Source organism: Sulfuriferula multivorans (genome assembly GCF_003851125.1).
GTDB lineage: Bacteria > Pseudomonadota > Gammaproteobacteria > Burkholderiales > Sulfuriferulaceae > Sulfuriferula > Sulfuriferula multivorans.
This window is the reverse complement of record NZ_BGOW01000036.1, coordinates 22,397-44,412: the sequence shown is the minus strand read 5'-3', so window position 1 is coordinate 44,412 and position 22,016 is coordinate 22,397. Positions and strand designations below refer to the sequence as shown.

Annotated in this window: 23 protein-coding genes, 1 tRNA gene and 1 CRISPR repeat array (1 of these 25 cut by a window edge); of the genes, 18 read left to right on the top strand and 6 right to left on the bottom strand. The window is 55.5% G+C overall.

Features of this window, described 5'->3' with window-relative positions:
• Positions 1–21 precede the first annotated feature (21 nt).
• Positions 22–1,314 (top strand): adenylosuccinate synthase, encoded by a 1,293-nt coding sequence (locus EI185_RS14775; protein ID WP_124705915.1) that lies wholly within the window; start codon positions 22–24, stop codon positions 1,312–1,314.
• A gap of 134 nt (positions 1,315–1,448) precedes the next feature.
• Here EI185_RS14775 and EI185_RS14770 read toward each other — a convergent pair.
• Positions 1,449–1,535: transfer RNA gene (locus EI185_RS14770), tRNA-Leu, on the bottom strand.
• Positions 1,536–1,575: 40 nt separating this feature from the next.
• Between EI185_RS14770 and rnr the strand changes: the two genes are divergently transcribed.
• From rnr to EI185_RS14745, 5 genes are all read left to right on the top strand, one after another.
• Positions 1,576–3,918: a ribonuclease R gene (gene rnr / locus EI185_RS14765; RefSeq protein WP_124705914.1), complete on the top strand. Its 2,343-nt coding sequence runs from the start codon at positions 1,576–1,578 to the stop codon at positions 3,916–3,918.
• Entirely contained in the window at positions 3,919–4,668 is a 750-nt protein-coding gene (gene rlmB, locus EI185_RS14760) for a 23S rRNA (guanosine(2251)-2'-O)-methyltransferase RlmB (RefSeq protein ID WP_124705913.1), read from the top strand.
• Entirely contained in the window at positions 4,658–5,212 is a 555-nt protein-coding gene (locus tag EI185_RS14755) for a hypoxanthine-guanine phosphoribosyltransferase (RefSeq protein ID WP_124705912.1), read from the top strand. Before rlmB ends, EI185_RS14755 begins: the two co-directional genes overlap by 11 nt.
• Before the next feature lie 103 nt (positions 5,213–5,315).
• The gene (locus EI185_RS14750) at positions 5,316–6,152 is read left to right on the top strand and encodes a Tim44 domain-containing protein (protein WP_124705911.1); all 837 of its coding nucleotides are present in this window, start codon (positions 5,316–5,318) and stop codon (positions 6,150–6,152) included.
• A 4-nt stretch (positions 6,153–6,156) separates the two neighbouring features.
• Entirely contained in the window at positions 6,157–6,906 is a 750-nt protein-coding gene (locus tag EI185_RS14745; RefSeq protein WP_124705910.1) for an S-methyl-5'-thioinosine phosphorylase, read from the top strand.
• A gap of 266 nt (positions 6,907–7,172) precedes the next feature.
• Here EI185_RS14745 and EI185_RS14740 read toward each other — a convergent pair whose 3' ends face one another.
• The 5 genes from EI185_RS14740 to EI185_RS14720 form a co-directional block, all read right to left on the bottom strand.
• Entirely contained in the window at positions 7,173–7,439 is a 267-nt protein-coding gene (locus tag EI185_RS14740) for a DUF2007 domain-containing protein (RefSeq protein ID WP_124705909.1), read from the bottom strand.
• An 82-nt stretch (positions 7,440–7,521) separates the two neighbouring features.
• On the bottom strand, positions 7,522–7,917 hold the full coding sequence (locus EI185_RS14735; protein WP_124705908.1) for a hypothetical protein: 396 nt from the start codon (positions 7,915–7,917) through the stop codon (positions 7,522–7,524).
• Positions 7,918–8,256: 339 nt separating this feature from the next.
• Positions 8,257–9,393 (bottom strand): TGL-type protein-glutamine gamma-glutamyltransferase, encoded by a 1,137-nt coding sequence (locus EI185_RS14730; RefSeq protein WP_223247871.1) that lies wholly within the window; start codon positions 9,391–9,393, stop codon positions 8,257–8,259.
• Positions 9,394–9,559: 166 nt separating this feature from the next.
• A complete protein-coding gene (locus EI185_RS14725; RefSeq protein ID WP_124705907.1) occupies positions 9,560–9,712 on the bottom strand; it encodes a DUF3096 domain-containing protein in 153 nt (50 codons plus the stop codon).
• 234 nt (positions 9,713–9,946) lie between these two features.
• Positions 9,947–10,312, bottom strand: a complete 366-nt coding sequence (locus tag EI185_RS14720) for a DUF6164 family protein (RefSeq protein WP_124705906.1) — start codon at positions 10,310–10,312, stop codon at positions 9,947–9,949.
• Positions 10,313–10,374: 62 nt separating this feature from the next.
• Here EI185_RS14720 and EI185_RS14715 point away from each other — a divergent pair, with 62 nt between their 5' ends.
• The 12 genes from EI185_RS14715 to cas2 all read left to right on the top strand — a co-directional run bounded on the left by EI185_RS14715 (position 10,375) and on the right by cas2 (position 21,522).
• Positions 10,375–10,701, top strand: a complete 327-nt coding sequence (locus tag EI185_RS14715) for a hypothetical protein (RefSeq protein WP_223247870.1) — start codon at positions 10,375–10,377, stop codon at positions 10,699–10,701.
• A gap of 172 nt (positions 10,702–10,873) precedes the next feature.
• Positions 10,874–11,284 carry a hypothetical protein gene (locus tag EI185_RS14710; RefSeq protein ID WP_124705905.1) on the top strand — a complete coding sequence of 137 codons (411 nt, stop codon included), beginning with the start codon at positions 10,874–10,876 and terminating at the stop codon, positions 11,282–11,284.
• 570 nt (positions 11,285–11,854) lie between these two features.
• Positions 11,855–12,820 carry a helix-turn-helix transcriptional regulator gene (locus EI185_RS14705; RefSeq protein WP_124705904.1) on the top strand — a complete coding sequence of 322 codons (966 nt, stop codon included), beginning with the start codon at positions 11,855–11,857 and terminating at the stop codon, positions 12,818–12,820.
• A gap of 78 nt (positions 12,821–12,898) precedes the next feature.
• Positions 12,899–15,472: a CRISPR-associated helicase Cas3' gene (gene cas3, locus EI185_RS14700; RefSeq protein ID WP_223247869.1), complete on the top strand. Its 2,574-nt coding sequence runs from the start codon at positions 12,899–12,901 to the stop codon at positions 15,470–15,472.
• Positions 15,465–16,175 (top strand): type I-C CRISPR-associated protein Cas5c, encoded by a 711-nt coding sequence (gene cas5c / locus EI185_RS14695; protein ID WP_223247868.1) that lies wholly within the window; start codon positions 15,465–15,467, stop codon positions 16,173–16,175. Before cas3 ends, cas5c begins: the two co-directional genes overlap by 8 nt.
• Positions 16,176–16,179: 4 nt before the next feature.
• Complete coding sequence (cas8c, locus tag EI185_RS14690) at positions 16,180–18,084, top strand: type I-C CRISPR-associated protein Cas8c/Csd1 (protein ID WP_124705903.1); 1,905 nt, start codon at positions 16,180–16,182, stop codon at positions 18,082–18,084.
• A 20-nt stretch (positions 18,085–18,104) separates the two neighbouring features.
• Positions 18,105–18,989: a type I-C CRISPR-associated protein Cas7/Csd2 gene (gene cas7c, locus EI185_RS14685; RefSeq protein WP_124705902.1), complete on the top strand. Its 885-nt coding sequence runs from the start codon at positions 18,105–18,107 to the stop codon at positions 18,987–18,989.
• A gap of 124 nt (positions 18,990–19,113) precedes the next feature.
• Complete coding sequence (locus EI185_RS14680) at positions 19,114–19,320, top strand: 2-oxoisovalerate dehydrogenase (RefSeq protein ID WP_124705901.1); 207 nt, start codon at positions 19,114–19,116, stop codon at positions 19,318–19,320.
• Complete coding sequence (locus EI185_RS14675) at positions 19,317–19,559, top strand: type II toxin-antitoxin system HicA family toxin (protein ID WP_124705900.1); 243 nt, start codon at positions 19,317–19,319, stop codon at positions 19,557–19,559. The genes EI185_RS14680 and EI185_RS14675 overlap by 4 nt, the downstream gene beginning before the upstream one ends.
• Positions 19,560–20,186: a CRISPR-associated protein Cas4 gene (cas4, locus tag EI185_RS14670; protein WP_124705899.1), complete on the top strand. Its 627-nt coding sequence runs from the start codon at positions 19,560–19,562 to the stop codon at positions 20,184–20,186.
• Between the two features lie 2 nt (positions 20,187–20,188).
• Positions 20,189–21,223, top strand: a complete 1,035-nt coding sequence (cas1c, locus tag EI185_RS14665; protein WP_124705898.1) for a type I-C CRISPR-associated endonuclease Cas1c — start codon at positions 20,189–20,191, stop codon at positions 21,221–21,223.
• Positions 21,224–21,231: 8 nt separating this feature from the next.
• On the top strand, positions 21,232–21,522 hold the full coding sequence (cas2, locus tag EI185_RS14660) for a CRISPR-associated endonuclease Cas2 (protein ID WP_124705897.1): 291 nt from the start codon (positions 21,232–21,234) through the stop codon (positions 21,520–21,522).
• Positions 21,523–21,700: 178 nt separating this feature from the next.
• Positions 21,701–22,016: direct repeats of the CRISPR family, unit length 37 nt; unit sequence GCATCACCCGGCCAATTGGCCGGGTGCGGATTGAAAC (it continues 2,582 nt past the right edge of the window).

The following is a 22,016-nucleotide window of genomic DNA, read 5'->3' as shown; positions in this document are numbered from 1 at the left end:
ATAAATCGTTTGGATATCAACATGACCAAGAACGTCGTCGTCATTGGCACGCAGTGGGGAGATGAAGGCAAGGGCAAGATCGTGGACTGGCTCACCGATCACGCCCAAGGCGTGGTGCGCTTTCAAGGCGGCCACAATGCCGGGCATACACTGGTTGTGGCCGGCAAAAAAACCGTGCTGCATCTTATCCCTTCCGGTATTTTGCGAGACAAAGTCACCTGTTTTATCGGCAATGGCGTGGTGGTATCTCCGCAAGCATTGCTGGAAGAAGTGGACATGCTGGAAGCGGCTGGTATTGACGTTATTTCACGCCTGAAAATTTCTGAAGCCTGCCCGTTGATCCTGGCGCACCACATCGCTCTCGATCAGGCGCGCGAACTTGCCAAGGGTGCCGGTAAAATCGGCACCACCGGACGTGGCATCGGGCCCGCATATGAAGATAAAGTGGCGCGCCGCGCCATTCGCCTGCAGGACGTATTCCACCGCGAGCGCTTTGCAGCCAAGCTGGGCGAAGTACTCGATTACCACAACTTCGTGCTGAAAAACTATTTCCACGCCGAACCGGTTGATTTTAGCCGTACGCTGGAAGAAACCCTGCTGCTGGCCGAGCGTATCAAACCCATGGTGGCCGACGTGCCACGGCTCTTGTATGAAGCCAACCGTGCCGGTGACAATCTGCTGTTCGAGGGTGCACAAGGCACGCTGCTTGACATCGATCATGGCACCTATCCTTTCGTCACCTCAAGCAACTGTACCTCGGGTGGTGCAGCCACCGGTGCTGGCGTCGGGCCACATACCCTGCATTATGTGCTGGGCATCACCAAGGCTTACACCACCAGGGTCGGATCCGGCCCTTTCCCGACCGAACTGTTTGATGACAACGGTAAATATCTGGCCGAGCGCGGCCATGAATTCGGTTCCACTACCGGTCGCGCGCGGCGCTGCGGCTGGTTTGACGCTGCTGCATTAAAACGTTCGATACAGATTAACGGCGTATCCGGATTGTGCGTAACCAAACTTGACGTTCTCGACGGCATGGAAACACTACGCGTATGCGTAGGCTACAATCTGGATGGTGGCTTCTCAGATATCCTGCCGGTAGGCGCGGAAACGCTAGCCAAGTGCGAGCCGGTATACGAAGAAATGCCCGCCTGGAAAGAAAGCACCGTCGGCATCAAGCGTTACGAAGACCTTCCGGAAAATGCGCGTGCTTACCTGAAGCGCATGCAGGACTTGTGCGAAGTGCCGATCGACATGATCTCTACCGGTCCCGACCGCGAAGAGACGATCGTGTTGCGACACCCGTTTAACTGAGCAATAACCGCCGTATTCGTGCGTGTACGGGTACGGTATTCAAGGCAATACGGATGACTGAATTCGGACTGGCAATGCAAAAAAACGAAAAGGGCAGCTGGCGCTGCCCTTTTGAGTTTGATGTACTGCTAATCTGGTGCCCAGAAGAGGACTCGAACCTCCACAGTGTTGCCACCGCATGGACCTGAACCATGTGCGTCTACCAATTCCGCCATCTGGGCTGGAAAGACGCGCATTATAAATGATCAAGGATACTTGTCAATGAAAAAACCCACGGCACACGCGGAAACCACGCACCTTACTGGCATGCGTGCGACTGATCCGCATCTGGAACGCGAGCGCGAGCGCTATGAGCACCCGCTGCCCAGCCGCGAATTCATCATGGATGTATTGCGCCAGCAAGGTGCGCCGCTACAGCCGGAAACGCTGGCTGAATTGCTCGATATTGCTCCCGAAGAAATCGACCTGTTTGCGCGCCGTTTGCGCGCCATGGAACGCGATGGCGAGTTGATGCAGAACCGGCGCGGCGACCTGTGCGTGGTAGAAAAACTCGACTTGATCAAGGGTCGCGTGGAAGGCCATCCCGAAGGTTTCGGATTCCTTTCCCCCGATGACGGCAGCGACGACCTGTTCCTGTCGCCGCGCGAAATGCAGAAAGCCATGCACGGCGACCGCGTCATGGCCCGTGAAATCGGCCTGGATCGGCGCGGACGGCGCGAAGGCAAAATTGTCGAAGTGCTGGAACGTGTCAATACCCATATCGTCGGGCGCCTGCTGGTGGAGCAGGGCATCATGCTGGTGGCCCCGGAAAACAAGCGCATCACCCAGGATATTCTCATTCCCGCCGGCAATGAGGGCAGCGCCCAGACCGGTCAGGTAGTCACGGTCGAGATCATCGAACAACCCGGTAAATACGCCAAGCCGATGGGACGCGTGGTGGAAGTGCTGGGCAGTTACGCCGACCCCGGCATGGAAATCGAAATTGCACTGCGCAAGCATTCGCTGCCCTATATTTTTCCTGAGGCAGTGGAAAAAATCGCCAAAAAACTGCCCAAGAAAGTGCTCAAAAAAGACCATGCCGGACGCGAAGACATTCGCCACCTGCCGCTCGTCACCATCGATGGTGAAACCGCGCGCGATTTCGACGATGCGGTGTATTGCGAGCCGCAAGGAAAAGGCTTCCGCCTGGTCGTAGCAATCGCCGACGTGTCGCATTATGTACAGCCCGGCGATCCACTAGACACCGAAGCTTACAATCGCGGCAACTCAGTATATTTCCCGCGCCGCGTCATTCCCATGCTGCCGGAAGAACTCTCCAACGGCCTGTGCTCGATCAACCCGCAAGTCGAAAGACTCTGCATGGTCTGCGACATGCAAATCGGCGCTCTCGGTGCGGTAAAGGAATACCGCTTCTACCCCGCCGTCATGTATTCGCACGCACGCCTCACTTACAACCAGGTTTGGGATTGGCTACAGCACCCGCAAAATGCCGGCGGTCATGGCGATCTATTGCCGCAGCTCAACAATCTCTACACCCTGTTCAAGGTACTGTTGAAGGCGCGTGGACGGCGTGGCGCGATCGATTTCGAGACGCTGGAAACCCAGATGATTTTCAATGATGAGAAAAAGATCGAGCAAATCGTGCCGGTCACCCGCAACGACGCGCACCGCCTGATCGAGGAATGCATGCTCGCCGCCAATGTCTGCGCTTCGGATTTTCTGCAAAAGAAAAAGCAGCCCGCGCTATACCGCATCCATGAAGGCCCCACCCCGGAAAAACTCGCCGCCCTGCGTGAATTTCTGACCGAATTCGGCTTTGCATTGGGCGGTGGCGATGACCCGCAGGCCAAGGACTACGCCACGCTGCTGGAAAAAATCAAGGGCCGCCCGGACGCTGCCTTGCTGCAAACCGTGATGCTGCGCTCATTGCAGCAGGCGGTATACAGCCCGGACAGCGTCGGCCACTTCGGCCTGGCTTACGAGCATTACACCCACTTCACTTCCCCCATCCGGCGCTATCCCGATCTGCTCATCCACCGCGCCATCAAGGCCGCACTCGATGGTGAAAAATACGTGCCCGGTAACTGGGTCGAGTTGGGGGGGCATTGCTCAATGACCGAGCGCCGTGCCGACGACGCCACGCGCGACGTGGAAGCCTGGCTGAAATGCTTCTATATGCAGGACCGGGTTGGCGAGGAATTTCCCGGCACCATTTCCAGCGTGACCGGTTTCGGCATTTTCGTGGCACTCGACGGCATTTATGTGGAAGGTCTGGTGCATATCTCCGAACTGGGCAGTGATTACTTCCACTTCGACAAGGCGCGTCACCAGATTATGGGCGAGCGTACCGGCACACGCTATCGCATGGGCGACCGGGTGCAAGTCAAAATCGTGCGCGTGAGCCTGGATACCGCCCGGATTGACTTTAGCCTCGCCGGTACCAGCCGCCCCGCTCAGACATCGGAACAAAATCAGTTGCAGGGCAGCAAACAACCAAAAAAATCCGATGCAGGCAAGAAGTCCCACACGCACTCAGCCAGCACCCCCAGCGAGCCAGCAAAAAAATCGCGCCGGCGTCGCAAATCCGGTAAGGGAGCGCACTAAATGGCGGGCATATTGATCTACGGCTTCCATGCCGTGACTTCGCGCCTGCGCCAGAATCCGGCCAGCGTCGAAGAAATTTTCGTGGATGCCGCACGCCAGGATGGGCGCGCACGCGAGCTGCTGGAGCACGCCAAAAGCCTCGGAGTCCGTGTTTTGCAGGTGGACAGCAAGCGCCTTGACGGCATCGCCGGCGGCCCGCGCCACCAGGGCATTGCCGCGCGCGTGACGATGGTGCAGCAACCGCGCCACGTGGACGAAGTACTCGAAGGTCTGCAAGGCGATCTGCTATTACTGGTGCTCGACGGCGTCCAGGATCCGCACAACCTCGGCGCCTGTCTGCGCGTGGCCGATGCGATGGGCGCCAATGCCGTAATCGCACCCAAGGACCGCGCCGTCGGTCTTACTCCCACGGTAGCCAAAGTAGCCTGCGGCGCTGCCGACACCGTGCCCTACCTCACCGTTACCAACCTCGCCCGCGCACTGCGCGACATCAAGGAATACGGCGTGACGATTGTCGGTGCCGATGGCGAAGCGCAAACCGAATTACCAGTGGCCAGTGTCGGGGGTTCCATCGCCTGGGTGCTGGGAGCCGAGGGCGGCGGCCTGCGTCGTCTCACCCGCGAGCACTGCGACATCCTGGTTAAAATCCCCATGTATGGCACCGTTGAGAGCCTGAACGTATCAGTGTCCGCAGGCATCTGCCTGTACGAAACCCGGCGTCAGCGTGTAACCAGCAGTCATGATCAATAACGCCGACGCCTGGCGCATCCTCGAGGATGCCGATCTGATTTACTCGGAGGCCGAGGTGCAGGCTGCCATCGCCACCCTGGCTGCCGCAATCACTGCACGCTTTAAAGACACTACTCCGTTACTGCTATCGGTGATGGGCGGCGCGGTAGTATTTACCGGGCAAATTTTGCCCATGCTGCACTTCCCGCTGGATTTCGACTACGTCCATGCCACCCGTTATGGAAAAAACACGCGCGGCGGCGATCTGGAATGGATCGTCGAGCCACGCGAATCGGTGGCTGGGCGTAGCGTACTACTGCTCGACGACATCCTCGACGAAGGCCACACCCTGGCCGCCATCCGTGCCCGGCTGCTGGACCGGGGCGCAGCTGAAGTCACCTGTGCAGTACTGACTGAAAAACACACCGGGCAAAGTAAGCCAATACGTGCCGACTTTGTCGGCCTGGTATTACCCAACCGCTATGTATTCGGCTGCGGCATGGATGTGGAGGGGGCATGGCGCAATTTGCCGGCCATCTATGCCCTGAAGGACGTCCACACCTGATTACATCGGTTTTTTCTGATACTCATGCAAGTTTATTCTGTCAAACTTGATAAGTTGTACTTGATAGAATCACTGTTCATCGCTTTAATTTTTGGAGTACCAAATGCGTAAATTCCTAGTCTTGTTCCTGACCCTGCTATTGAGCATGAGCATGATCACCACCGACGCTTACGCCAAGCGCTTTGGCGGCGGCAAAAGCTTCGGCAAGCAGCGTGAAAGCATCAGCCAGCAGGCTGCACCGCGCGCGCCCGCTGCGCCCGCGGCCGCCCCGGCAGCCGGCGGCAACAAATGGCTGGGCCCGCTGGCCGGTCTCGCAGCCGGCGGCCTGCTCGCCTCGCTGTTCATGGGTCACGGCTTTGACGGGATCAAGGGCATGGACATTCTGCTGATGCTGGCACTGGCTGCGGGCGTATTCTTCATCATGCGTGCCATGCGCCGTAAATCAGCCGAACCCCAAGCCACTGCCTACACCGCACACGGCCAAAGCATCCAGGTACCGATGCCGGTGAGCAACGCCGAACTGCCCATGGGCAGCACCGCGGTCGCCCCAGTTGCCGGCAGCCGCCCCGCCTGGTTTGACGACGCTGCTTTCCTGCGCGACGCCAAGGCCCACTTCATCCGCCTGCAAGCCGCTTATGATGTGGCCGACCTCAACGATATCCGCGAATACACCACACCCGAAGTCTTTGCCGAGATCAGCCTGCAAATCCAGGAACGTGGCGCCAGCGCACAAAAAACCGACGTCACGCTGCTCAATGCCGACATGCTTGACGTGGTCACCGAAGGCAATCTGGTGATCGCCAGCGTGCGTTTCCATGGCCTGATCCGCGAGGAAGCCAACGCCCCCGCAGCGCCGTTCGACGAAATCTGGAATATCCAGAAATCCGCTACCGACCGCAACGCACCGTGGTTTGTCGCCGGCATTCAGCAGGCGCAATAGATTCATGCTCGCCATTATCGGAGGCACCGGCCTCACTCAACTCGACAATCTGGAAATCACCCATCGGCAGGTCGCCCGTACGCCTTACGGCGAGCCTTCCGGTGCACTGACCTTTGGCAACATCAACGGGCATCAGGTGATTTTTCTGGCACGCCACGGCTACGGCCACACCATTCCGCCGCACGAGGTTAACTACCGCGCCAACCTGTGGGCACTACAGGAGCAAAAAGTCACTCACATCGTATCCGTGGCCAGCGTAGGCGGCATCCACCCTGACCTCATTCCAGGCGCTCTGGTTGTTCCCGATCAGATCATCGACTACACCCATGGTCGCAAGCACAGTTTTTACAATGGCGGTGACAAAACCGTAACGCACATCGACTTCACTGAGCCCTATAGCTCAAGCATGCGCGCCAAAATTATGGCCGCCATAGCGGACGCGGGAGAAAGCGCGATTGATCATGGCGTTTATGCTGCCGTACAGGGTCCGCGACTGGAAACCGCCGCCGAGATTAATCGCCTGGAACGCGATGGCGCCACCATGGTGGGCATGACCGGGATGCCCGAAGCCTCGCTGGCACGCGAACTCGGCCTCAATTATGCGGCCATCGGTGTCGTCTCCAACCATGCGGCCGGCCGCGGCAATAGCAAAATCGCCATTAGCAGCGCTGAAGTACAAGCGACCCTTGCTCAAGCCATGGGTCACGTACGTACGGTCCTCGCACACTTGGTGGCGCTGCATAATGAAAGCTGATGCTATATTCAGGGCTTTAAACAGGCCAACCACAGGATTGATCAACCAGTAATTCCGGCAATCATAAGCTGTTGATATCAACCTCTGCCAAACTGGCCGGTAAAACCAGAACCAGTCCATGACATGCTGTGCGTGCAATACACCACCCCGTAACAAGTCTTCGACAAGCCCGGCAGCTAGCGACGTGTAAAGCCGGGCAAGCAATGAATTTCCTGTCCTGTACAGAACAGAACTTGTGCGTTTCTCCTCCAGACTCCGGCCCGGAATCAGACCGAAAAGCCTTCATCGTCGTCGAGTGCCAATAAACCCGAATTCACGTCAGCAATGATTTTTTTCGCTGCGACAGAAAATTCACTGGGCACTTGCAGCCTGACTCCACCGGCAGCAATGGACATCAGCGAGTAGGTCTGATTGATATTGGCGTCCGCCACAAACGACGGAATGCCTTCCGCTTCCAGGCGAGCGCTCAGTATGAGCATCTCTGAGGTATCGAGGGAACGTGCAACCGTTACAAATTCTATGGTTTCGTCCATGTTGCGCACCTTATGTTTAATACATTCCCTGATACATAATATTTCCTCCACTCGACTCGGTTTTTTCTGGATCAAGTACCCTTTAGCGGAAGACCACCAAGAACACACACGCAGTGGTGACAACCGCAAGCGCGCCACAAAAGACAAACAAAATACGTGTGCGGACACGCAGCACATCCACCGCCTGGACTAGCTGAATATTTTGCTGCGCGAGAGATTTAATCAGCTCAGAAGACAACAATACTTCTTTGTGAAGTTCAGCAGTCAACAGTTCCAGCGAGTGAACCCGGGTATCCAGGGCCGACAAACTCACTGACTGGGAAACTTCTTCCTCTGCGCGGTCATTGCCGCGCTGTGGTGCCGGTTTTCCGGCAATGATGCTCCATAGCTTCTCCGCTCCCTGGACGATATATGGCGCCGCCGTCAGCACGTCGCTCCACGGAATAATCTTGAATGCTGAAAGCATACTGATAGCCATATACATATCTCCTGGAACGAATTTCTAAAATTTCATCATTCTGCCATCTTATGAATCTAGCATTGCCGCATGCTTACCATTCATGGAAAAAACAATGCTGATCTGTCATGAATGCCTGCACAAAAAATTTGTGCCAGTGGAGGCCTCAGCCTATCGTGGGTCTTTGCAACTTAATCATTACGCAACTTGCTCAACTTGCAAACAACTTACCTTGTGCCGCTGTGTACACAGCCACCTCATCAAGGAAAGAATCGATATACACATGCCGAAACAGACTGTTCGGCATGGCAGCGAGACGGCAACACAGCGGAGAACAGGCTAAGGACCAACCGGGAAGTCTCAATGATCGGGTAGGAGTAAGTCTGACGTACCCGGACAAACCCGGCGCGGATATTCGCGCGAAGTGTCGATACAGCCGCCATCAATATACACACCGCTCGGTTCGCGCAGCCGCAGCATCATCTTGAGAATGCGCTCCACCTCTGCCGGATCCTGCAACGAAGTATGTACCCGTTGCTCGACGACCGCCTCGTCAATCTGCAACTCGCCTGCCTGATCTCGATAAGTCGCGTTGCGCCAATGAAACAACTCCAGACACTTCGTCGTCAGCGTGTAGGGTTCGGCCCGCTTCCAGAAGTTGGTGAACCGTCCCCCACCGAGATACAATACCCAGGACCCCTCATAACCCGCCACGTCCGAGGAATAATCATCAGGATTACGGAACCAGGTTCGATCTCCGGGGACGAAATACTTCAGCGGCAACGGATCGCTCATGGAGCCGTACTCGCGCAGAAAGACTTCATGGAATTCGCCAGACTTGATCGCTCTGCGCTCACCCTGCTGTTGCAGGCGGCGGAATAATTCCGGATTGCTGGCCATCACCTCCTGGGCGATGCCAAGCAGAATCACATACTCGGTGGCCCGGTAGCATGAAAAAGAGTAGCACCTTCCGGACTCGTCAGGCTGCGTCGCTCTCTGTAATGCCGTCACCAAGTGGCTGCCGGGTATCAATGTAAACCCGCGATCCTCGGAATAGGTCCAGCAATCGGCGGGGCGTTCTGCCTCGTTTGTGTCAAAAGCCAGAGTGGTCTTGCGCGCCGCTTCCACAATGTTTTTTCTGATACGAACCGCAGAGGCCAGTTCGTCATAACTCGGAAACTGGAATGGCACCGGGCTCAACAACATGGCCAGCAGGATTTCACGTTCCAGATCGTCGGAATTGCCTTCGCTATCCAGATCGAGTGCCTGACACAGCTGCAACGTATCCCAGCCTGGCGCCAACTCATTGGCAACCTCAGTACGAAGCTGGAACTTGATACAAAGGATTCCGACATCCTCGGCATTTATAATTTGAACATACTGCACAAGCCCAAGCGCTTCGAGTTGGCTCAGGAAACTGAGTCGATCCGCTTCGAGAGCCTGCGTCGACACCCTGTGTATCTGTATCCCCATCGCCTTCCCTTGCGCATCGTTCATCTGAAGGGATGGAATATTACATTCATTTCAGGGCGCGGACACTCCGTCAAAACCCGGAACAGATTTTACCTATCGCTCAGTCTATCTAAACGATTAAATTTGAACTATGGTGGAAAACGACTCACAGGATTGGCATTGCGCATTTTATTGTCATCCGCACCTGGTTTCAGCGCAGAAGATTTCCTGTGCCAAACAACCCGATCAGACCGATGACGATCAGATAAATGGCGACGATGTAATTCAACAAACGTGGCATGACCAAGATCAGAATACCGGCAACCAACGACACGAGTGGAGTAAGAGCCAAATGGAGATTCATGGGATATCCTTTATTTAAGTGAACCATACAGGAGTAACACAATTCCGGCGTACATCATGTGAGCACCAAGTACTCAAAGCATAACGCCAAGTTTCTATAAATCGGACCATGATTAAATGGCTGATCCATACGCAGAGTACACCAAAGCATTCGCCCCGATATATATTCGCTGCCTAGTCCATATTCAAATCAGTCGCACTTTCGTACCATTCGCTTTCAGGACACAAGGCAACGTCATTTCCCGAAATCCATAAACGGTTTCGTGGAAAAATAAACAACGGCGGCAATGACAGCCAGATAGAGGATAAACCGCAGCGGATTTCCCTTGATCACGTCAAGGACAGTGCGCCGTTCGCCGGCCTTTTCCATCTGCGCATACTCCTCCCTCACTCTAACCATGCGCGCACGCTGGTATGCATCGATCAATGATCGGGCCTGATCCAATTGGCGCTCATCATTCAGCCATATCGCGGGTGAAGAAATACCCCAGTTTCCTGCCGGTGTTTCGTAGTAGTCTATACCTCCATCTGTCAGCACGGCGCGCACATCTTCGGCTTCGTCATCGGGCACCCCATTCAAGGCAAACAATCGGGTTGGCATGGATCATTCCTTTTAGTTCGGCAAGGATATCGAACACATCGCTTTTTAATTTTAAGTGAAAAATGCATTTCTTATCCTCATTGGCCGCAGCAAATGAGGCTTGTCTACAAAAAATCCTGGCCTATCATCATGATGATGATGATGGAAAATATCTCATGGAAGAAGAAGTATTGAGGGATCGCGAATTACGTTCTCCCGTGGAAGCACGCAGAACCTTGACCAGGCTCATGGTCATTATCTGTATCGCCGTCTCGCTCGAAACCGTTGTTTATCTCTCCACGGCAGGAAAAGACCGGATTCAGAACCTGATATATCCGGCAATTTTATTGTTAAACGCCGTGGCAGTCAGAGTGGGGTTGAGTACCTATCAAAAAAAGTGGCGCCATTGAAACCAGGGATTCCCGACAAATTCCAAGGAAATACGACAGCAAACGCAATGCAGTGCCTCAATCAACACCCGCCAAAACACAGGGCAAAAACCATTCATGGCACATTAATTCTTGTATTTTTATTTTTACCTGCTATACAAATAGTCCCTCATTTATATTTTAAGGATGAATCATGATTCGTCGTACAACTCTGGCTGTAATACTTGCGGGTTTTTTTGCAGTTCCGGCTTTCGCCGCCAAGGAAATGCCCCTCACCATCAATCTCGGTGCGCAAAATGATTCGGGGGAAACGGGTACCGCGACACTCACCCCTGAAGGCCACAAAACCAAGGTGGTTATCGAACTGACAAACGCACCTGCCGGCGTCGCCCAGCCCGCTCATATCCATGAAGGCACCTGCGCCAAACTCGATAAGGCGCCCAAATGGAAGCTGGAACCGGTCAAGGACGGAAAATCGACCACCATGGTGCCGGCCTCGCTGGAAACCATCCTGAAAGACAAAACAGCGATCAACGTTCACAAAAGCCCTGATGAAATACAGGTCTACGTTGCCTGTGGAGATATCGTCCATTCCAAAAAATAGCAGCCTGCATTGGGTCTGACTACAGCCTTCAGCAGCATGAATAAGGCTGCGCCGCAGCCCTAACCTTGTTCCGTGTCAAAAACAAAATCCGCCTGACATTGCTGTCTTTCTGACAGCAATGTCAGGCGGATTCGCGTTACAAGCCTCGCCCTTCGGCAATGCCTCTTAAACAAGATACGCATCTCTTTGTCCTGCAGGATTGAGCCTGACGAAAACAATCATGCCCGACGTCATTTATTTTGAGAAAATGGCCGCTTCGTAATGCTCAAGAAATGGAATCATGGATACAGAGCTGAACGTGCAGGATAACAACGGAACCTCGCTGAATGAAGGTGCTGATTCTCATTGCACTACGCGCCACCAGATCGCCGACGTGCTGCAATCCACCTGCATCTGCAGAGGACGCAGGCGGTGATATTATCGACGAAGGTTTAGGAAATCGCTGATTCTGTTTTATTGGAGCCAACATAAACATCAACGCCGAAGCTGGAGGGAAGCACCACCGCTACGCCTGTTTCAGGCCACCGGCAAACTTGCCAATCACCCCGGGTTTGAAGTGAGCAGACCGTCTTGAGCAAACTCGACGACCTCTACCGGCTGCACCGCCTGCTCGATGGCCGGCGCAGCACCATCAGCCGCCAGGCATTGATGGACGAACTGGAAATTTCCCGCTCCAAACTCACCCGCCTCATCACCGACCTGCGCAACAAACTCGGCGCGCCCCTCATCTTCGACACAGCATACGGCGGCTACCGCTACGACACCGCGGACGGCCACCACCCCCTGCCCGGCCTGTGGTTCACCAGCGCAGAACTCCATGCCCTCATCACCCTCAATCACCTGCTGCAAACCCTCCAGCCCGGCCTGCTGGATTCCGCACTTGCGCCCATCCGCACCCGCATCGACGCGCTCCTCCAGACCGAACATCTCGGCAGCGGCGAAGCGCACAAACGCATCCGCATCCTGTCCATGGCCGCCCGCACCAAAGACCTGCGCCATTTTCAGAGCGTCGCAGGCGCCGTACTGCAACGCAAACGATTAATCATCCAGTATTACAACCGCGACCGCAGCCAGACCAGCGAACGCGAAATCTCGCCGCAACGCCTCACCCACTACCGCGACAACTGGTACCTCGACGCCTGGTGCCATCAGAAAAAAGGCCTGCGCATTTTCGCCGTCGAATGCATCCGCCAGGCAACCACGCTGGACAAGCCCGCTAAAACCCTTCCCGACACCACCCTCAACCGCCAGCTCGCCAGCGCCTACGGCATCTTCGCAGGCCAACCCGTCGCCACCGCCATCCTGCGCTTTACCGCCCACCGCGCCCGCTGGGTCGCCGATGAAACCTGGCACCCCGAGCAACAATCCCGCTGGCTCGAAGACGGCCGCTATGAACTCAGCATCCCCTATTCCAACGACAAAGAACTCATCATGGACATCCTCAAATACGGCGCGGATGTAGAAGTGATCGCGCCGGATGCGTTGAAAGCAGCCGTCAAAATTCAGCTCGACCGCGCCAGAGGCCAATATGGATAAGGGTTTGCAGCAGGCTCAGGTTTTGGGCCTGGGTGGGGGTAGGATACAAAATGCGATTACAGGATTAGCGAGTCATTAGTGAAAACACATACAGCGAAAAAAGTAGCCCAAGGCACAGAAGCTGGGGACGTGGCGAGCAAACCGCAGTTCATCGCCCACCATCGTGAATCGGATAGTGCTACGCAATCACTCGTGACCCATTTATGTAACGTGGCGATGCTGGCAAACGTATTCGCAGGGAAAGTCGGTTTGGATAAACAAGGGGAGCTGATCGGCCTGCTCCACGATTTGGGGAAATTCAGCGCAGCGTTTCAGGCCTACATCAAGTCCGCCGTCGGCCTACTCAACCAGGATGAGGACGAAGAATTCGTCGATGCAGCCGGGCTGAAGGGCAAGATCGACCACTCCACCGCCGGAGCCCAATTGGTGTGGCGGGAACTCTCCAAACAGGGACAGCTTGGACAGATCGTCGGACAAATCCTCTCCCTTTGCATCGCCTCCCACCATTCCGGGCTGATCGACTGCCTGTCTTCCGATACGAACAGCCTTGGCGAAGACGTATTCGGCAGGCGCATGAACAAGGCCGATGACCGGAGCCACTTCAATGAAGCACTTGGCATCGCCGACGAGGCTATCCTTACCCGCGCTCGCGAACTCACTAGCAAGCCTGAAATGCTCAAAGCCATGCAAGCAGCGATTTCCGGGATTGTACGTGTCGCACCGGGCAAAGATGACAAGAGCATGGTAGCGCAACAACAAATCGGATTGTTGGTGCGTTTTCTGTTCAGTTGCCTCATTGACGCCGACCGCATTGATAGCGCCGACTTTGAGAATCCCAAGGGAAAGAAACTCAGGGCGAATGGCGGATATGCCGCATGGGATGTCTTGATCGACCGTCTGGAAAAGCACCTAGAAACCCTTCAACCCCGTCACCCTATCGATAACCTTCGGCAAGACATCTCCCGCCATTGCCTGGAAGGCGCGTCGCGCGGCAAAGGCATCTACACTCTCACTGTGCCGACTGGCGGTGGCAAAACACTGGCTAGCCTACGATTTGCGTTGCATCACGCGAACAAGGAAACGAACGGCGTGAAAATGGATCGGGTGATCTACGTCATTCCATTCACGTCCATCATCGACCAGAACGCTGACATAGTGCGAAAAATCCTTGAGCCGGAGGGCATAGAGCCGAGCAGCGTGGTTCTCGAACACCATTCCAACCTCACCCCTGAAGAACAAAGCTGGCGCGGAAAAATTCTCTCGGAGAACTGGGACGCGCCGGTCATCTACACCACCAGTGTGCAATTTCTGGAAACCCTGTTTGGTGCGGGTACACGTGGTGCCCGCAGGATGCACCAGCTGACGAATGCCGTACTGATCTTCGACGAAATCCAGACGCTACCGATCAATTGCGTTCACTTGTTTAACAATGCCATCAATTTTCTGGTTGAGCAATGCGGCAGCACGGTCGTCCTGTGTACCGCCACTCAGCCACTGCTGGACAAGGTCGATGCAAATAAAGGAGCCATTCGCATCCCAGAGGGCAACGAACTCATGCCGGATGTGAAAAAATTATTTGATGATTTGAAGCGAGTAGATGTGTTGAACCGCCGCAAACCAGGCGGCTGGACAATGGATGAAATTGCCTCGCTGGCGCGGGAGGAAACCACGAGAGCCGGTAGCTGCTTGGTCATCGTCAATACCAAGAAAGCGGCGCAAACGATCTATCGACTATGCAGTGAACAGGCCGCTATCCCGACTTATCACTTGAGCACCAGTATGTGTCCGGCGCATCGTAAGTCGATTCTGGCCAAGGTACGGATGCGGCTTGAAAAGCAGGAACCGACGTTGTGCGTCAGTACCCAATTGATTGAAGCCGGTGTAGATGTGGATTTCAGTGCGGTCATCCGCTTTACCGCCGGGCTGGATTCCATCGCCCAAGCGGCGGGGCGTTGCAATCGTAATGGAAAGCAAAAAGATGCTGACGGAAATCCCAAAGTAGGGTTTGTCCATGTCGTCAATCCGCAAGATGAAAGTCTGGGCATGCTGCCTGACATCAGCATTGGCCGCGATAAGGCAGAGCGGGTTTTGGACGACTACGAGAAAAATCCCGGCAAGTACAGAAACAACCGCATCGGGCCGGAAGCAATGGCTTGGTATTACCAGAACTACTTTTTCGCCCGTGCCAGTGATATGGATTACCCGGCTTCCGATAGAACACTGGGGCACAACGACACCTTGCTCAACCTGCTCTCAATCAACACACAAGCCACTGCCGAATATGGCAGAACCAAGGGGCAGGCACCCGACATCTACCTGCGTCAGTCCTTCATGGCCGCCGCTAGGGCGTTCAAGGCGATTGACGCACCAACACGCGGAGTCATCGTCCCGCATGGAGAGGCGGGGCGCGCCATCATCACCGCGCTATGCGCGGCCTACCTGCCGGATAAAGAATTCGACCTGTTGCGCCGGGCACAACAATTCACCGTAAACGTGTTCCCACAAACGCTGGAGCGGCTCACCAAGGCCGATGCAGTGAAGGAAATCCTGGAGGGAACGGGCATACTGTTCCTGGCCGACTCGCGCTACTACAGTTCTGAGTTTGGCTTGAGTGAAACACCGGATGGAAAAATGGAGGTTCTCTGTGGCTGAAAGAAATAGAATTGAATTCAAAGTCTCAGCACGCCATGCACTGTTCACTGACCCATTGACACGAATCGGCGGTGAAAAATGTTCGTACCACATCCCGACCTATGAGGCGCTCAAGGGCATCGCCAAGTCCATCTACTGGAAGCCCACCTTCATCTGGATCATTGATGAGGTGCGCGTGATGAAGCGTATCCGCACCCAGACCAAGGGCACCAAGCCACTGGAATTCGGTGGCGGTAATACTTTGGCCATTTACACCTTCCTGGCCGACGTGGAATACCAAGTACGCGCCCATTTTGAATGGAACACGTATCGGCCTGAGTTGGAAGACGACCGGATCGAAGGCAAACACTACGCCGTCGCCCAGCGCATGCTGGAACGGGGCGGTCGGCAGGACATTTTTCTGGGTACGCGGGATTGTCAGGGCTATGCCGAACCTTGTGAGTTTGGCTCAGATGACGGCGACTACGACGGCGCAGGAGAACTCGCCTACAGCCTGATGTTCCACGGCTTCGACTACCCCGACGAAACGGGCGTGAAAGAACTGCATGCTCGTTTCTGGCGACCCACCATGACCGATGGTCATATCCGCTTCATCCGCCCGGAGGATTGCACCATCCACAAGTTCGTTCGAGACATGGGTGCAAAGAAGTTCGGCAAGGGCAGCCTGCGCAGCGTCGAAAACGAAGCAGCAGAATTGGAGTGATGACATGAGCTGGATTCAGAAACTCCATGAGACCTATGAGCAGTGCAAAGGACAAGAACCACCAGGGTCGGAACGGCTAATGCCGATTAGTCACACGCCACAACAAGCGCACATCGAAATTACGCTTGATGCCGATGGCAATTTTAAGGGTGCCAGAATCGTCCAGAAAGAAGAGACAGTAATCCCTGCCACTGAAAAATCGGCGGGCAGAACAGGTAAAACCCCGCCACCTCATCCCCTGTGTGACAAAGTGCAGTACTGTGCGGATGATTACCCTGGATACGGCGGCGGAAAACCTTCATTTTTCAAGGAATACGAGGCGCAACTTGGCAAGTGGTGCGAATCCGAATTCAGCCATCCCAAGGCCAAGGCGGTGCTTGCATATATTCGCAAGGGCTGCGTAGTGGCTGATCTAGTCAAGGAAAAAATCCTTCACATCGATTCCGATAGAAAGTTATTGACCCGCTGGACAGGGGAAAATCAAGCCCCTGATCTCTTTCGTTTACTGACCGCAAAGGCTGGCGAGCGGGACCAAGGGGATGCGTTTATCCGCTGGCATGTCCGGGAAGCCAACAATCCATGCACTGCCGTTTGGGAAGACCCTTCATTGCAAGAAGCCTGGGCAAAGTTTGATGCCAGCACGAAACAGTTGATGGGTATATGCATGGTTACTGGCGAGGACGTAGCGCTTGCCGTGAGCCATCCCAAGCGAATCAGGCACGCTGGAGATGGCGCCAAACTGATCAGCGCCAATGATGCCTCAGGCTATACGTTCCGAGGCAGATTCACGGATGATACTGGCCTGCAAGCGTGCGGGGTCGGTTATGAGGTTACCCAAAAAGCACACAACGCTTTACGCTGGCTTATCCACCGACAGGCCTATCGAAACGAAGATCAGGTGATTGTAACCTGGGCTGTTTCAGGCAAGCCCGTCCCCGATCCATTCAAGGACTCGCTCTCGCTCTTTCTCAGCAGTGAAGAGACCGCTCAAGCGGCAACGGAAAGCGTGCTTCATGATACGGGCGATACTGGCCAGGCATTCGCACTACGGCTGAAGAAAGCGATTTCCGGGTATCGCGCACAGCTCGACCCGACTGAAGGCATCGTCGTCATGGGTTTGGACTCTGCAACACCTGGGCGTATGGCCATCACCTTCTATCGCGAACTGTTGGGTTCGGAGTTTCTGAACAGAATTCAGGCTTGGCATGAAAAGCACGCCTGGCCGCAAAACTTCGGCAAGGATTCCAAGTTTGTTGGCACGCCAGCCCCACGCGACATCGCCGAAGCCGCCTTCGGTCGCCGCCTCGACGACAAATTGCGCAAAACCACGGTGGAACGGCTTCTGCCCTGCATTGTCGATGGTCGCCCACTGCCCCGCGATCTCGTTGAATCGGTGGTGCGCCGAACCTATAACCGGGTGGGTTTGGAACACTGGGAATGGGAGAAAAACTTGGGTATTTCTTGTGCGCTTTTCAAGGGATTTTTCAATAAAAGGGAGTATCAAATGACACTGGAAACAGACCGGACATCCCGGGATTACCTGTACGGCCGCCTCCTCGCCATTGCTGAACACATTGAAGGCAGAGGGCTGTATGTCGGCGGCGAAACACGCGATACTTCCGCCGCCAAACTGATGCAGCGCTTCGCTGACCGGCCAGCGAGCACTTGGCGCACTATCGAACTTGCCCTGACGCCATCGAAGTCGCGCCTACGCGCCAAACGCCCCGGCTTTTTGTATGAAATGGAAAAACTGCACGACGAAGTCGTTTCAAGCTTTGCCGAAGAGGACTTCCTTGACGATCGAAAACTCTCTGGCGAATTCCTGCTTGGCTACCACTGTCAGCGACAGGCATTGAACCCACCCAAGGCGGATACTGCCGCCAGCGCCGAAAAAACACCTGCCGAATAAACTAATCCAAGGAGCCAAACATGACTACTTTGCAAAACAAAATCGACTTCGCCGTCATCCTCCGCGTCAAGAACGCCAATCCCAATGGTGATCCACTCAATGGCAACCGTCCGCGCACTGACTATTCAAACTTCGGAGAAATGACGGATGTTTCGATCAAGCGGAAGATTCGGGATCGGCTGCTGGAACGCTGGGTAGCAGATGGTAAGAACGATGACGGAAACATGATCTTCGTTCAGTCAGATGATCGGAAAGTAGATGAGGCAAAAAGTCTGCGCGCACGCGCCGAAGCTGTTTTGGGTAACAAATTGGGGTCTGACGAGACCGCCAAGCTCGCCTGCGAGAAGTGGTTTGACGTGCGTGCCTTTGGTCAATTGTTTGCGCTGAAGAGCAACAAGAAAGCCGGAAAGAAAAAGGACGATGGCAGCGACGATGAAGGCGACACCGGCGTATCCATCGGCATTCGCGGCCCGGTCACCGTCCAATCCGCCTTCAGCGTCGAGCCCATAGACATCACCAGCACCCAGATCACCAAGAGCGTCAGTGGCGAAGGCGACGGCACCAAGCGCGGCTCGGATACAATGGGAATGAAGCACCGCGTTGACCAAGGCGTTTATGTGTTCTGCGGCAGCATGAACCCGCAGCTTGCCGAGAGAACCAGCTTCTCCGACGCCGATGCCGAAGCCATCAAGCAGGTACTTCCCAAATTGCTTGAAAATGACGAATCATCTGCACGTCCGGCGGGCAGCATGGAGGTGCTGAAAGTCATCTGGTGGAAACACAACTGCAAATCGGGCCAGCATTCTTCGGCCAAAGTGCATCGGACACTCACTGTCAATCCAGATGGCAGCTACGCGCTTGCCGACCTGGAAAACTTGGTTCCTGAAGAAATCAACGGGTTCTAAATGCCGGAGCCGCTTACCGCACCCAGCCAGAAGTCGTGTTGAAGAGTCCGGCTCAAGGTCAATATTTTTTATCTGTGGGATAGGCGATACTAGAAGCTATCTTTGTTATTGGAGGACAGTATCCATGAGCGAAATCCATTTCATTGTTGAAGAAGCGCCAGAGGGCGGTTATGTTGCGCGTGCTGTTGGCGTGGATATTGTGACCGAGGCCGACGATCTACCCAGCCTGCACGCCCAGGTCCGCGACGCGGTGCATTGCCACTTTGACGAAGGAAAATTGCCCGGTCTGATCCGCCTGCACATCACCCGTGAAGAAGTGCTGACGGCATGAGAGTGCCGCGTGATCTCTCCGGGGCGGATCTGGTCAAGCGCCTTGAGCGAATGGGACACAGCGTCACACGCCAGACGGGCAGTCACATGCGGCTGACTAGCTCCGTTCGTGGCGAGCATCACATCACCATCCCCAATCACGACCCGCTCAGGCTGGGTACGCTCGCCTCCATTCTCGCCAGCGTAGCCGCGCATCACGGCCTCGCGCGCGATGAACTCATCCAACGATTGTTTGATTGAGTGGCAAATCCTGCAGACGAAGTTGTCGCCCTCTCTGCCCTGCAACACTGGATCTACTGCCCGCGCCAGTGTGGGTTGATTCATCTGGAACAGGCGTTCGAGGACAACATACACACGGCGCGCGGGCAGGCCGTGCATCATCTTGTTGATACGCCGGGTTATGAGATCAAATCTGGCGTACGTGTTGAGCGTGCGTTGCCCGTGTGGTGCGACCGGCTCAACCTGATTGGCAAGGCCGATCTGGTTGAGTTCCATCCAGACGGCAGTGTGTATCCCGTCGAGTTCAAACACGGCGCCAAGCGTCAGAAGTTGCACGACGACATCCAGCTCGCCGCGCAGGCGATTTGCCTGGAGGAAATGCTGAACCGCCCCGTGCCCAAAGGTGCGATTTTTCACGCCACCAGCCACCGGCGGCGAGAAGTATCCATCACACCGGAACTCAGGCAACTGGTGGAAGAAACCGCCGATGCCATTCGCGCCATGCTGGCCTCGGGCAAGCTCCCACCTCCGGTGAACGATGCGCGCTGTAAAGAGTGCTCTTTGAAAGACATTTGCCAGCCGGAGGCGCTGGCCGGACAGAGCAAGCAGCACCAACAAAGACAAGATTTATTCAACCCGGAGAAATAGCGGTGCACACCGTCCAGAACACGCTCTACGTCATGACGCCGCACGCCTACGCGCATCTGGAAAACGCCACCCTGCGTATCGACGTGGAGCGTGAGAAAAAGCTCCAGGTACCGCTGCATCACTTGGGCGGGCTGGTCTGTTTCGGCAATGTCATGGTCTCGCCCGCGCTCATGCACCGCTTGGCGGATGAAGGCAAATCGCTGGTGTTGCTGGATGATTCAGGGCGTTTCAAAGCGCGGCTCGAAGGCCCGGTTTCCGGCAATATCCTGTTGCGTCAGGCGCATCACCGCGCAGCCTTGGAACCCGCTTTCACCCTGGAGTTTGCGCGTGCCGTAGTCGCGGGAAAACTCAAAAACAGCCGCACCAACCTGCAGCGCGGTGCACGCGAAGCCGCCGACCCAGATGAAGCCGCAATACTCACCCGCACTGCCAACAACCTCGCCGCCTCATTGCGCGCAGCGGCCGTTGCCAAAACCATGGACGAACTGCGCGGGGTGGAAGGCGAAGCCGCGCGCGGCTACTTCGCTGCCCTCAACCTCATTGTCAAACCCCAGACGCGTGCATCATTTGCACTCAATGGCCGCACCCGTCGCCCGCCGCTGGATCGTTTCAATGCGCTGCTTTCCTTCCTCTACGCCATGAGCATGAATGACTGCCGCTCCGCCGTTGAGGCCGCCGGGCTGGATGCACAACTCGGTTTCCTCCACGCCGTGCGCCCCGGCCGTGCCGCGCTCGCGCTGGATTTGCAGGAAGAATTCCGCTCGATACTTGCCGACCGGCTGGCCCTTACCCTCATTAACCGCGGCCAAATCACTGCCGCTGATTTTGACGAACGCGAAGGCGGTGCTGTCATGCTCAACGACAAAGGCCGCCGCGCTGTCGTCACCGCCTGGCAGGAACGCAAACAGGAAGAAATCACCCATCCGCTCACCGAAAACAAAATCCCCATCGGCCTGCTACCCTTCATCCAGGCACGTTTCATCGCACGCACTATCCGGGGCGAGATGGAAGGCTACCTGCCTTATCTGGCAAAATAGGAAACCGCATGCTCATCATCGTCACCTACGATGTCTCCACCGAAACTGCGGCCGGACGCAAGCGACTAAGACGGGTTGCAAAAGCCTGCGAAAAGATGGGACAGCGCGTACAGAAATCCGTGTTCGAATGCACCGTCAACGAAATGCAGTTTGAACAACTGGAGCGTACACTGCTCGCAGAAATCGACGAAAGTCAGGATAATCTGCGTTTCTACCGCATCACCGAGCCAGTGGAAGTGCGCGTCAAACAACATGGCTGCTTCCGCTCCGTGGACTTTGAAGGGCCTCTCATTGCCTGAGTGCGCGAACCTCTATCAACGGCCAATGCCCGAGGCTTTCGCGCAGGAGCTAACCGGATGACTAATAAACATTTTTCACGCAGAACAAAATTCATGAGCCAAAAACAGTGGCTTTCTGAAGCCAGTTCGCGGGAAAATACAGGAATCTTCTTACGTAGCGATACGTTACGTGGGCGGAGCATCACCCGGCCAATTGGCCGGGTGCGGATTGAAACGGCAATACGCCGGGCGGCGAGATCAGCGTGCAAAGCATCACCCGGCCAATTGGCCGGGTGCGGATTGAAACTGGCTATCTGATGTGCGCCCGGATGGTGCCGAAGCGGCATCACCCGGCCAATTGGCCGGGTGCGGATTGAAACCGCTGCACCGACGACCTGCAGGGAAAGCTGGCCGCGCATCACCCGGCCAATTGGCCGGGTGCGGATTGAAACTACACCACCATTGGGGAGGTGTCTATGGTGGTTTGCATCACCCGGCCAATTGGCCGGGTGCGG

Excerpts from the sequence above, each read along its gene's own strand:
- EI185_RS14740 (WP_124705909.1), bottom strand. The coding sequence starts at position 7,439 with ATGGACGAAACCATAGAATTTGTAACGGTTGCACGTTCCCTCGATACC.
- EI185_RS14745 (WP_124705910.1), top strand. The coding sequence starts at position 6,157 with ATGCTCGCCATTATCGGAGGCACCGGCCTCACTCAACTCGACAATCTG.
- EI185_RS14680 (WP_124705901.1), top strand. The coding sequence starts at position 19,114 with ATGAGCGAAATCCATTTCATTGTTGAAGAAGCGCCAGAGGGCGGTTAT.
- rlmB (WP_124705913.1), top strand. The coding sequence starts at position 3,919 with ATGGCGGGCATATTGATCTACGGCTTCCATGCCGTGACTTCGCGCCTG.
- cas2 (WP_124705897.1), top strand. The coding sequence starts at position 21,232 with ATGCTCATCATCGTCACCTACGATGTCTCCACCGAAACTGCGGCCGGA.
- EI185_RS14775 (WP_124705915.1), top strand. The coding sequence starts at position 22 with ATGACCAAGAACGTCGTCGTCATTGGCACGCAGTGGGGAGATGAAGGC.
- EI185_RS14730 (WP_223247871.1), bottom strand. The coding sequence starts at position 9,393 with ATGAACGATGCGCAAGGGAAGGCGATGGGGATACAGATACACAGGGTG.
- EI185_RS14720 (WP_124705906.1), bottom strand. The coding sequence starts at position 10,312 with ATGCCAACCCGATTGTTTGCCTTGAATGGGGTGCCCGATGACGAAGCC.
- EI185_RS14735 (WP_124705908.1), bottom strand. The coding sequence starts at position 7,917 with ATGGCTATCAGTATGCTTTCAGCATTCAAGATTATTCCGTGGAGCGAC.
- EI185_RS14725 (WP_124705907.1), bottom strand. The coding sequence starts at position 9,712 with ATGAATCTCCATTTGGCTCTTACTCCACTCGTGTCGTTGGTTGCCGGT.
- EI185_RS14755 (WP_124705912.1), top strand. The coding sequence starts at position 4,658 with ATGATCAATAACGCCGACGCCTGGCGCATCCTCGAGGATGCCGATCTG.
- rnr (WP_124705914.1), top strand. The coding sequence starts at position 1,576 with ATGAAAAAACCCACGGCACACGCGGAAACCACGCACCTTACTGGCATG.
- EI185_RS14750 (WP_124705911.1), top strand. The coding sequence starts at position 5,316 with ATGCGTAAATTCCTAGTCTTGTTCCTGACCCTGCTATTGAGCATGAGC.
- cas8c (WP_124705903.1), top strand. The coding sequence starts at position 16,180 with ATGAGCTGGATTCAGAAACTCCATGAGACCTATGAGCAGTGCAAAGGA.
- EI185_RS14675 (WP_124705900.1), top strand. The coding sequence starts at position 19,317 with ATGAGAGTGCCGCGTGATCTCTCCGGGGCGGATCTGGTCAAGCGCCTT.
- EI185_RS14710 (WP_124705905.1), top strand. The coding sequence starts at position 10,874 with ATGATTCGTCGTACAACTCTGGCTGTAATACTTGCGGGTTTTTTTGCA.
- EI185_RS14715 (WP_223247870.1), top strand. The coding sequence starts at position 10,375 with ATGCATTTCTTATCCTCATTGGCCGCAGCAAATGAGGCTTGTCTACAA.
- cas7c (WP_124705902.1), top strand. The coding sequence starts at position 18,105 with ATGACTACTTTGCAAAACAAAATCGACTTCGCCGTCATCCTCCGCGTC.